Source organism: Dickeya fangzhongdai, from assembly GCF_002812485.1.
Lineage (GTDB): Bacteria > Pseudomonadota > Gammaproteobacteria > Enterobacterales > Enterobacteriaceae > Dickeya > Dickeya fangzhongdai.
In genome coordinates this window covers 1,685,166-1,697,699 of record NZ_CP025003.1, presented here as the reverse complement: position 1 = coordinate 1,697,699, position 12,534 = coordinate 1,685,166, and the positions used below count along the sequence as shown (strand labels likewise).

The 12,534-nt window shown below is 65.2% G+C and carries 1 protein-coding gene; it reads right to left on the bottom strand.

The features are described 5' to 3' along the window. Positions 1–10 precede the first annotated feature (10 nt). Positions 11–12,514 carry a non-ribosomal peptide synthetase gene (locus CVE23_RS07725; RefSeq protein WP_100849229.1) on the bottom strand — a complete coding sequence of 4,168 codons (12,504 nt, stop codon included), beginning with the start codon at positions 12,512–12,514 and terminating at the stop codon, positions 11–13. Positions 12,515–12,534 lie beyond the last annotated feature (20 nt).

Genomic DNA, 12,534 nt, shown 5'->3' with positions numbered 1-12,534 from the left:
GCTTCTTTGTTTACACCGCGGTGGATGAGGAATCTGAGCGCCGCACGCGGGCGACGCGTTTAATAGCCGAGGTCACCGTTCCCGGTGCGGTATCGGCCGCGTTAATTTTTTCAGCCAGTTGCTGAATGGTCTGGTACTGGAGCAGGTCGGTCAGCGAAACCCGCAGCGCCAGCTGTTGCTCAATACGGGCGGCAATACGCAACGCATGCAGCGAATGGCCGCCCAGCGCAAAGAAGTTCTGATCGCAACCGATCCGGTCGTGTTTCAGCACCTCGCGCCAGATATCGCGCAGCGAGTGTTCCAGCGGGGTTTGCGGCGCCGCGCCCTCGGTCTGCGTATCCCACTGCGGCGCCGGCAGCGCACGATAGTCCACCTTCCCGTTGGCGGTTTGCGGCATCGTCGCCAGCACCTGGATCGAGCCGGGCACCATGTGGGTCGGCAAGCGGCTCGCCAGGAACTGACGCAATGCCGGTTCGTCGACCTCCGCGCCCTCGCGCAACGCCACCCACGCCGCCAGCGCCTCCCGCTGCGGCAGGTACTGCACGGCGCTGAGCATCACCTGCGGGTGCAGCAACAGCTGCGCCTCGATTTCGCCCGGCTCGATGCGGTAGCCGCGCAGCTTGATCTGTCGATCGCAGCGGCCCAGATAGTGCAGCGTGCCGGCAGTATCGGCGCAGACGCGGTCGCCGGTGCGGTAAAACCGCGCCCGCCCGTTCGGCGTGGTCAGTTCCAGAAACCGCTCATCGGTCAGCGAGGCGCGATTCCAGTAGCCGCGAGCCACCCCGGCGCCGCCGATATACAGCTCCCCGGCCGCGCCCTGCGGCACCGGTTGCTGCTGCTCGTCCAGAATCAGCAGTTGGGTGTTGCCGATGGGCAAACCAATCGCCACGCTGCCGCCGTGCTGTAGCTCCCGCGCCGTGACGCGGTGTACGCAGCAGCCCACCACGGTTTCCGTCGGGCCGTACTCGTTGAAAATAGGGCTGTCGGGCGCATCATCGAGCCAACGCCGCACCGCCGCGCTGTTCAGCGCCTCGCCGCCGACCACCAGCGCCGACACGCGACGCTTGTCGTCCGCCGTCAGCTGGTTTTCCAGCAGGTTGAGATGTACCGGCGTGATTTTGAGCAGCACCCGTTCGCCGCTGGCGCGGATCGCCTGCTGTAGCGCGGCGATGTCGCCATCCTCGCGGATGATGTGGATGCAGCCGCCGGCCAGCAACGGCAGGTACAGGCTGGTGAGGGTGGCGTCAAAACTGATGGAGGAATGGAACAGACTGTCGGTGTCCGCATCAATCCGATAGCGCGCTATCGCGTCCTGCAGATAGTTGCCCAGGCTGGCATGGTCGATCATCACCCCCTTCGGCGTACCGGTAGAGCCGGAGGTGTAGATGATGTAGGCCAGCGTATCGGCCGGCGATTCGCCGGGCAGCGTCACCGCCATCTCATCGGCGCACGGGCACTGCGCCGCGTCCAGTACCGTTATCGATGCCGGCGGCGTCAGGCGTGCGCGCAGCGTGGCGTCGGTGATCAGCGCCCGGCCATCGCAATCCTGCAACAGCCAGTTGACGCGCTCGTCCGGCCACTGGCTATCCACCGGGATGTAGCACGCGCCCAGCCGGTTTACCGCCAGAATGGCGCTCAGGTAGTCGACGCTGCGCGGCAGCCAGACCACTACGCGATCGCCGGCGCGCACCCCGGCGTGATGCAGCCGCATCGCCAGCTGTTCGGCGCGTTGGCGCAACTGCCGGTAGTTCAGTTGCGTTTCGCCATCCACAACCGCGATGGCATACGGCGCGTACTGCACCTGTTCGACAAACCGCGCATAGACATTCGATGCGCCGACATGCTGGGCTGGGCCTTGCCACTGACTCAGCAACCGGGCGCGTTGCGCGTCGGTCAACGCCGACACCTCGGCAAGCGTGGCGGCGGCGTCAAGCTGCGTCAGGATACGCAGCAACCCCTCCGCCAGTTGCCGCACGGTGGTTTCTTCGTACAGACCGTCGTCATACACCAGTTGGCCGTGCAGGCGCTCATGCAGCGACGCCACCAGCGTCAGCGCATAGTTGGTGCTTTCATGCGCGTCGGCAAACCGGAACAGCCGGGCTTCCTGCTCGCCCGCGCCGGGGTAGTTTTCGAACACCAGCAGCGTATCGAACAGGGCGTCGCTGCTGTTCAGGCCGGCGGCGGACTTGATATCCGTCAGCGCCACATCGCCATGACGCTCGTTCTGACGCTGTTGCTGCTGCACGTCACGCAGCCAGTCGCTGACCGGCCGGTCGGCGGGTAAGTCAATCACGGTGGGCACGGTATTGATCAGCAATCCTGCCATCTGATCCATGCCTGCCAGTGCGGCGTGACGCCCGGAGATGGTCATGCCGAACAAGACCGTTTCACCGCCGGCGCAGGCCTGCAACAAGCGCGCCCAGGCGCCCTGCACCAGCGTGCTGACAGTAAGCTGTTCGCGCCGGGCGAAGTCCGACAGCCGCCGCGTGGTTGCTTCGTCCAGCGTGAACGGCAGCACCTGCTTGCGTTCGCTGGCCTGCCGCAGCGGCAGACCGAGCGGCAGACCGAGCGGCAGCGGCGTGCGGCTCATCCGCCGGGCTTGCGTCTCCCAGTAAGCGTCCCGTTGCGGATTGCGCTGACGGATCTGCCGCACATAGCGGCGGAATGAGGGCGGCGGCGGCAATACCGCGTCCGGATTGTCCCAGCAGCGGGCTACCGCGTCCATCACCACCCGGACTGACCAGCCATCCAGAATGGCGTGATGATGACTGACCAACAGTTGCTGACCTGCCTGTCCGACGTCGATCAGCGTCAGACGCAGCAACGGCCCCTGTTGCAGGTCGAAACGGCGAGCGCGGTCGGCGTCCAGCACCTGCCGGCGGGCATCCGCACGGTTGAGCATCACCGTGTTCCAGTCCATCGGCAGATGACGGCGCACCACCTGCAACGGCTCGCTGCCGCTGTGCAGTTCAAACGTGGTACGCAGCGCCGGGTAATGCTGTATGACCCGTTGCCAGGCCTGCCGCAGCGCGGCGATGTCCGCGCTGGCCGGCAGATCGAAACAGATCTGCTCATGGTAGGCGTCGCTGGTCAGCGAGTGGAACAGCATCCCCTCCTGCATCGGCGTCAGCGGGTAGATATCCTCAATGTCGCCGATGCGTTGCTGCAACGTATCGAGCGCGCCGGCGCTCAGCTCCGCCAGCGGGAAATCCGACGGCGTCCAGTGGGTTGAGGTTTGCTGCCGGCAGTGCTGCGACAATTGCCGCACCCAGGTCAGCATCCGCTCGGCCAGTTGCCGGATGGTCGCGTCCCGATAGCACTGGCCGTTCCACGTCCACTCCAGATGCAGCTTGCCGTCCAGCACGTAGCTGTCGACCTCCAGCGGCCAGACCCGCGGGCTGTGCGGCGCATAGCGATTCGCCAAATCGAGCCGCGCTTCCCCCTGAAACGGCGGGGCGTCAAACCCCTGGGTAAACTGACCGAGGTAGTTAAAACAGATATCCGCCGCGTCATGCACCTGCGACGCCGCCGCCAGCCGAATCCCATAGCCGGCGCCGCGATGCGGCACCTGACGAACGGCTTCTTTCACCTGACGAATCGTCCAGCCGGTATCATCCGGCCGATCCAGCTCGATATGCAGCGGATAGATGGCGGTGAACCAGCCCACGGTGCGGCTGACATCCAGCGCCTCGTGCAGCCGTTCGCGCCCATGTCCTTCGGTATCGATGCGCAGGCGAGACTGCCCGCTCCACTCATGCAACGTCAGCGCCAGCGCCGTCAGCAGCAGGTCGCCGGGATTGGTGCGATAAGCGGCATGGGTATGCTGGACCAACGCCGTGGTGGTGCTCTCCGGCAGGCTCAGCGCCAGCTTACGGGCATCTTCCCCACGGCCGGGCGTCGCCTGCGGCGCGCTATCGCACGGCAACCGCACCTCGCTCAGCGCCGGATAGCACTGCCAGAAGGCGTCTTCCTGCTGTGCCGCTTCGCTGCGCGCATACTGATGCAAATGCTGCGACCAGCGCGGCAGCGACGCGGTTTTCGCCACCGCCGCCAGCGCGTGCCCCTGCGCCAACCGCTGGTAGGCCTGGCTCAGGTCGTCGGTAATGATGCGCCAGGAAACCCCGTCCACCAGCAAATGATGCGCGACGAATAGCAACCAGACGCCCTGCGGCGCACGGTACAATAGGGTTTTGAACAACGGCCCTTGCGCGATATCCAGCCCTTCCTGCGCGGCGGCGGCGGCGGCGTCCAGTTGTCCGGCGTCATCCAGCGACACCAGCTCCAGTTCCACCTGCTCGACCGGTTCGCCTATCACCGCCTGCGCGCCGTCAAAACGCGCGCGCAGACCATCGTGTTGATTCACCAGCCAGGTGAGCGCCGTTTGCAGATGCGCCGGCGCCGCGTCATCGCGCAGCCGCCACAACATCGACTGGTTGTAGTGATGCGGACGCTCGGCGTGATGGGCAAAGAACCAGCGCTGCACCGGCAGCAGATCGTAAGCGCCGGTCACCGGCGCGGTATCGGCGACCATCGTCTGCCGGGGCATAAGGATATCCGCCAGCGCGGCGATGGTCGGCGCGTCGAACAGCATATCCACCGCCAGCGCCAGCCCGGCTTCCCGCGCCCGGAACACGATTTGCAGGCTGAGGATCGAGTCGCCGCCCAACGCAAAGAAGTCATCATGGGTGGAGATATCGTCACGCCCCAGCACCTGCTGCCAGATTGCCAGCAACTGCTGTTCCAGCGCCGACGTCGGCGCCTGATGCCGCTCACGCGCCGCCTGCTGCCACGGCAGATTTTGCAGTTGCTGACGATGAACCTTGCCGTTGCCGGTCAGCGGCAAGGACGCCAGCCATTGCCACTGGGTCGGGCGCATGAAGCGCGGCAAACGCCCGGCAACCTCGCCGCGGATGGCGGCCTGCTGCGTGCGATCGCCCACCAGCCAGGCCACCAGATGCAGCCGCCCTTCTACCTCGCGGATAGCGACGGCCGCCTGAACGACCCCGGCGCAGGCGCTCAGTTGCGCTTCCACCTCTTCCAGTTCAATGCGGTAGCCGTTCAGCTTGACCTGATTGTCGGTGCGCCCCAGAAAACAGAGGTTGCCGTCCGGCAGGTAACAGGCGCGATCGCCGGTGCGGTAGAGCCGCGCCGCCGGGTCGGCGCTGAATGGATCGGGGATAAAGCGCTGTTCGGTGAGGTCGGGCCGCTGGTAATAGCCCAGCGCCACCCCGTCGCCGCCGATGTACAATTCGCCGGGCGCGCCGAACGGCACCAGTTGGCGCTGTGCATCCAGCAGATACAGCCGGGTGTTGGCGATAGGCCGGCCTATCGGCACCGCGCCGTCACCGCCGGTCTCACCGGCGGCGAAGGTATGGATACAGCAACCCACCGTGGCCTCCGTCGGGCCGTACTCGTTGACGATCAGCACCTGCGGCGCGTGCTGCTGCCAAAAGCGCAACGCGCTGGCGGACAGGCTTTCGCCCCCCACCACCAGCATCGCGGCATGGCCTGCCGCCCCGGCGGGCAGTTGCTGGCTGAGCAGTTCCAGGTGCGCCGGGGTAATCTTGACCATCGTCAGCCCCGGCGTCCGCTGCCACAGATCGACCAGCGCGCCGATATCATCCTCGTCCGGCAGGATATGCAGCGTCTGACCGCACAGCAGCGGCAGGAATAGGCTGGTCAGGGTCGCGTCAAAAGAAATGGAGGCGTGCAGCGTGCTGCCCTGACCGCCGTGACGACCGTAGTCGCGGCAGGCATGGTCCAGATAGTGCCGCAGCCCGCGATGCGGGATCATCACCCCTTTCGGCACGCCGGTGGAGCCGGAGGTAAACAGGATATAGCACAGCTGTTCGCCGTCGATCGCCAACAGCGGGTTCGTCGCGTCGTCGTCGGGCGGCAAGGCGGCCACATCCAGCACCACCGCCTGCGGCAATGTCAGGGCGGCGATGTCCACGTCATACTGCGTCAGCACCGCCTGAACTTCCGCGGTCTGCATCATCAGACTGGCCCGATCCGCCGGATAGCGCACGTCCACCGGCACCCAGGCGGCGCCGCTTTTCATCACCCCGAGAATGGCCGCCGCCAGCGCCGGTGAGCGCGGCAGGTATACCGCCACCCGGCTGCCGACGCCGAATCCCTGTCGCAACAGCGCGTGGGCGATGCGGTTGGCCTGCTGGTTAAGCTGCTGGTAACTGATGGCGTGATCGCCGACGCGTAGCGCCACCGCCGTCGGCCGCAACGCCGCCTGCCGTTCGAACTGCTGATGCACCCAGGGCGCGTCAACGGCCTGCGCGGTATCATTGAGGGTATCGCGCAGCAGCGCCTGCTCGGAAGGCGGCAGCATCGGCAACCGGCCGATGGTGTGCGACGGCGTATCGATCAGCTGTTGCAACACGGTGAGGTAATGGTCGGCCAGCGAGCGAATACGGGCGGCGTTAAAACAGGCGACGCGATACTCCAGCACCAGGTGTAATTGCCGCTCGTCTTCCCGCACAAAACAGGTCAGGTCGAATTTCGCCTGCGGCGTGTCGATCGGCTGATTATCTATCGCCAACCCGGTCGGTTTATCCTGCGCGGCGTTATAGACAAACATGACCTGAAACAGCGGCGAAGATGGGCGCTCGCCCGCCGGCAACACGGCATCCACCACCCGGTCGAACGGCACATCCTTATTGGCCAGCGCCCGCGCGCAAACCTGTGCGCTGGCATCCATGAACTGCTCCAGCGTCTGTTCGCCGTCCACCGTCTGGCGAATCGCCACCGTGTTGAGCAACAGACCGATGGTGGACTGGAGCGACGGCCAGTCGCGCAACGTCACCGGGGTGCCGACCACCACATCCTGCTCGCCGCTGTGGCGATGCAACAGGATCTGAAACGCCGCCAGCAGCAGATTGAACAACGTGGTGTCGCGCTGTTTCGCCAGATGACGCAGCGCGCCGGCGAGTTCCGGCGGCATAGCGACGGTGACGTACCCCGCGGTACGTTGGCTATCGCCCGCCAGCGCGGCCGGCGCCAGATTGAGCGCGGGCGGCAGCACGGCGAACTGTTGCTGCCAATAGCGCAGTTGCGACTGCCAGTGCCGCTGCACGTCTTCCCGCCGCTCCCAGGCGGTGTATTGCAGGTAGTTCACCGCCGCCGGGACGGTCGGCTGCTGTTGATACAGCGCCAGCAGGCGCTCATCCAGCAGGCCCATCGACTGTTCATCCGCCAGAATATGATGCAGCACCAGCACCAGCGCGACCTCGCCCTGCGCCGACTCCACCAGCGTCAGCCGGTAAAGCGGGCCGTCCAGCATCTCGAACGGCTGGGCCAGTAGCTGTTCGGCGTACTGTTGCAGCGCATCGCGCCACGCCGACCGGTCGCCCGGCGACCAGCGTTCATGGGCGCACACCAGCGGCTCATCCGACAGATACTGCTCCGCCACGCCCTGTTGCAGCCGTAACCGGGTATTGAGTACCGGCGCCTGTATCCACAGCTGCTGCAGGCTGTGCAACAGTCGTGACGCCTCGACCGGCTGGCTGAAGGTTTTGATCTGCCCGATCAGGTAGCTGTTATCCCCCGCCACCTGCTGGGACAGGAACCACATCCGCTGCTGGGCGCTGCTCAGCGGCAGCGAGGCCGGCGCCGGTTCAGCCAGCAGCAGGCTCTCGCGCTCCTGCCGCGACGCATTGGCGGCCAACTGCATCGGGGTGCGCCAGGTGAAGATATCGCTGACCCGCAGGTTGATATGGTGTCGTTCGGCCAGCCAGGCCACCGCTTTGGCCGCCAGCAGCGAATGGCCGCCGGCAGCGAAGAACGAGGTATCGCGCCCGATGGCGTCATGCCCCAGCAGTTCGCGCCAGACGTCGATGATCGCCTGCTCGGCATCATTGGCGGCGGGCGTTACCGCCGGGGCATCGCGCTGTTCCGGCAACGGGAAGCGGTTACGGTCGATCTTGCCGTTGGGCAGATGCGGGAAGGCGGTCATCAACACGTAGCAGGACGGGCACATGAACGACGGCAGCCGCGCCGACAGCGAATCCGCCAGCGCCGACAGGTCCGGCTCCCGGCCGTCGTCGTGCAGCACATAGGCGATGATAGCGCTGGCCGCCAGATAATCCGGCCGCACCATCACCACCGCCTCTTTTACCGCCGGGTGCTGACGCAGGGCGGACTCAATCTCGCCCAGTTCGACTCTGAAACCACGAATCTTGATCTGATGGTCGATTCGCCCCAGATAATCGAGGGTGCCGTCCTCGCGGTAGCAGGCCAGATCGCCGGTACGGTACAACCTGGCGCCTGCTTTGTCGCTCAGCGGGTGGACGATGAACCGGCTGGCGGTCTGCTCAGGCTGGTTGATGTACCCGTCCGATACCCCGATACCGCCGATGCACAGCTCGCCCGCCACGCCGATCGGCATCGGCTGGTGGAATTCGTCCAGAATCCACACTTCGGTGTTCGACATCGGGCTGCCGATGTGGATGCGCCCCTCATCCGGGTACAATTCGGCGTTGGTGACGCAGACGGTGGCTTCCGTCGGACCGTAGGAATTGAGAAAGCGGCGGCCGCGGCCCCATTTGCGCAGCAGATCAACGCCGCACGCCTCGCCGGCGACAATCAGCACTTTCAACGCCGGCAACGGCGCGTATGGCAAGGCCGCCAGCGCCGACGCGGGTAATGTGACATAAGAGATGTTCAGACGGGTCAACTGCTCCAGCAGGTCCGGACCGGGCATCAACGCCAGACGCGGCGCCATCACCAGCGTCGCGCCGTGGCACAGCGCCATGCTGATCTCCCAGACCGAAGAGTCAAAGCTGGTGGAAGCAAATTGCAGCACCCGCTCGCCCGCGCCGATGTCCATCAGCACCGGGAACTCCAGCGCCAGATTGCACACGCCGTGATGGCGGATCGGCACGCCCTTGGGCTGGCCGGTCGACCCCGAGGTGTAGATGATGTAGGCGGTATTGTAGACGCCGCAACGGTTGATCAGGTTATCGACCGGCTGCTGCGGCAACACCGGTTCCAGATCGTCCAGCAACAGGCGCCGGCAGGGAACATCCTGATAATGTTCCACGAATTTTCGCTGGGTCAGCAGCAGATGCAGCCCGGCGTCTTCGATCACGTAGCGGCTGCGATTCAGCGGATAATCCGGGTCAATCGGCACATAGGCGCCCCCCGCTTTCATCACCGCCAGTATCGCCACCATCAGCCACGGCGAACGCTCCAGACTAATGCCGACCGTGACTTCCGCCCCCACGCCCTGCGCCACCAGCAGGTGAGCCAGCTGATTGGCGCGCTGATTGAGCTCCTGATAGCTTAACGTCTGCGACCCGAACTCCACCGCGATCAGCGCCGGCGTCCGCTGCGCCTGTTGTTCGATCAACTGATGCCAGCAGAGCTGATCGTCAAACGATCTGGCGGTCTGATTCCAGTGCAGCAGTTGCCGGTGGTCGGCGTCGGTCAGCAGCGGCAACGCCCCCAGCGCGCTTTCCGGCTGCTCCAGAAACGACTCGATAAAACGGCAGAAACTGGCGGCCAGCCGCGCGACCGTCGCCGGCGCCAGACGGTCGCTGGCGTATTCAAAGCTGCCGTGGATACGCTGCCCCTCCGGCCACATTTCCAGCGTCAGCTCATATTTCGCGGTCGGCATCGGATACGAATGCAGCGGGCTAACGCTGGCCGCGCCGATGCGTTGTTCCGCCTGCGCCGCCTCGCGCCAGACAAAAAACGCCTGAAACAGCGGCGATATGCCCGGCGTACGCGCTTCCTCGCGCAGCGCAGGCAGCAGGTTGAACGGCAGCGGGTGCTGTAACGCCTCGACAAAGCGGCTTCTGACCTGCTCCAGCAGCACCGCGAACGGGTGGCGTTTATCCACCTGATGGCGCATCGCCATCACGGAAAACAGCAAGCCGAACGGATTGTCCTGCGCAACCTGATGATGGCGCGACACCGGGGTGCCCAGCAGGATGTCGCTCTGACGGCAGTAACGCGACAGAAACGCGCTGTACAGCGTCATCAGACACAGATAAGGGGTGACGCGATACTGGCGGGAGACGTTCAGCAGCGCCGTACTCTGCAATGACGACAGGCTGAACGGTACGTGACCGCCGTGGTAATGCTGCACCGGCTGCGCCGGATAATCGTAAGGCAGTTGCAGCAGCGGCAACGGGCCGGTCAGTTGCTGCCGCCAGTAGTCGTGCGCCTGCTTCCCGGCGTCGCTGTGCAGCCAGCGATACTGCTGGCGGGCATACCCATACTGGCCGTCCAGCTCTGGCGCCACCGCGTCCGCCTGACCGCCGGCCATCAACCGGCGATAGTGATGCAGCACCCACTGCCACAAGCGCTGCACCGAGTCCTCATCGGCGATGATGTGGTGCATCACCACGCAGATGTGGTAGTGCTGCTCGCGCAGTTGCAGGCACCCGACCCGCAGCAGCGGCGCCTGAAACGTGGCAAACGGCCGCATCGCCGCCTCCGCCAGCCAGCGTTCGGCGGCGTCGCCGCTCTGCGCCGACAGGTCGACGAATTCCAGACGCAGTGCGGCTGACGGCTCCACCCGCGCCTGCGGTTCGCCATCCTGCGCGAAAAAGGTAGTGCGCAGCGCGTCGAACCGTTGCAGCGCCAGTTGCCACACCCGTTCCAGCACCGCCAGGTTGAGCGGCCCCTGCCACGGCGCGTGGTAGGCCATGTTGTAGACCGCACTGTCGGGCTGGCTCTGCTGGATCAACCACAATCCCTGTTGTTCGACGCTGAGCGTGGCGGATGCCTCGTGGTCGGCCTGCAGGTCCGGAGCCGGTTCACGCAGCGCGGCGGCGCACTGCGCCAGCGTAGCGCCCTGATACAGGTCCCTGAACGCCAGCTCCAGCCCCATCTCTTCGCGCACCCGGGCGATCATGCGGATAGCCTGCAGCGAGCTGCCGTTGAGTTGGAAGAAATCCTCATCCCGGCTGATGGCGTCCAGTTGCAGCACCGATTGCCAAATCGTCGCCAGCGCGCGCTCACGTTCGTCTTGCGGCGCCGCGCCGGTCAGGGTGCGGGCCGCCGCCAGCGGATACAGCGCCTGTAACGCTTTGCGGTCCACTTTGCCGTTCGGCAAACGCGGAAACAGATCGAGAATATGCAGATGGGCCGGGACCCAGGTGGCCGGCAGATAATGCGCTAACCAGTCCCGCAACGCTTCCTGGCGCAGGTCGCTTTGCGGCTGCGCCACCACAAACGCCTGTAGCCGCGCGCCCTGCGGGGTTGTCGCCACCATCACCAGCGCCTGACGCACCTGTTCGTGACGTTCCAGAACGCCTTCGATTTCACCGGTTTCCACCCGCTGGCCGTCAATCTTGATTTGCGTATCGTTGCGGCCGGCCAAAATCAGGTTGCCGTCGGCGTCGATCATGCCGAGGTCGCCGGTGCGGTAAGCGCTTTCCCCGTTGTTAAGGGTGATAAAGCTACGGTTATCCCCCTCCAGATAGCCGGCACTGAGCCAGGGGGTGACAATCAACACCTCCCCCACGACGCCTTGACTGAGCGGCTGCAACTGTTTGTTGACGATGAGCAGCCGGGTATCGTCGATAGGCTGGCCGACCGGCAGCACGGCGCGATCCACATCCGCGGGCGAGACCGGATAGCACACCTTCGCCAGCGTGGATTCGGTCGGGCCGTAGAAATTGAATAACCGGGTATCCGGCAGGCCGCAGTCGGCGAAACGCCGCACCAGCGCCCCCTTGAGCATCTCCCCGGCCAGCGCGACGCAACGCACCTGCGCCAGCGCCTGCGACGCCGCCGGGCTTTCCAGCAGCACCTGAAACAGCGACGGAATCAGATGCATCACGCTGATCCGCTGCTCGCGGATCCAGTTCAGCAGTCGCGGCGCGTCATAAATCAGCTCGGACGACGGCGGCAGACACAGGGTGGCGCCGTTGAGCAACGGCAGAAACAGATCGCGCAGGAACGGGTCGAACATCTGAGGCGTCAGTTGGCTGACGCGATCCTGCGATGTCACGGCCAGCGCCCGGCTTTCCCAGTGAATAAAGTGCAACAGGCTCTCGTCCCGCCCCAGCACCGCCTTCGGGGTGCCGGTCGAGCCGGAGGTAAAATAGACATAAGCATGAGGCTGCTCAATCGGCTGTTTCAGGTAACCGTGCGGCAACTGCTCCGGTACGCCGTCCTCATCCACCAGCACCACCCGGCGTTCCCCTCCCAGCGCCGCCACCTTGGGCAGGTGGTGGCGGCTGGTGATCAACGTGGCGTCGGGAAAGCGCCCGGCCAGCAGCGCCAGCCGTTTTTCCGGCAGTTGCGGCGACAGCGGCACAAACGTGCGCCCGGCATGACGGACAGCCAGCACCGCGGTCACCAGATTCACGTCCTGCCCCAGCAGGGTCAGGACAAACGGGTGGTCTTCGCCCTGTTCCAGAATGCCCTGACCCAGGGTGGCGACATGTTCCATCAGTTGCTGATAGGTCAACTGACGCTCCCCCTGTACCACCGCCAGATGCTGTGGAAACCGGGTAACGATATTTTCAAACTCGACAGAAATAGCCATGAGCAGCCCCTGCAACACTC

What these genes read in the sequence shown, in the direction of transcription:
- CVE23_RS07725 (WP_100849229.1), bottom strand. Translation starts at nt 12,514, where the DNA reads ATGGCTATTTCTGTCGAGTTTGAAAATATCGTTACCCGGTTTCCACAG.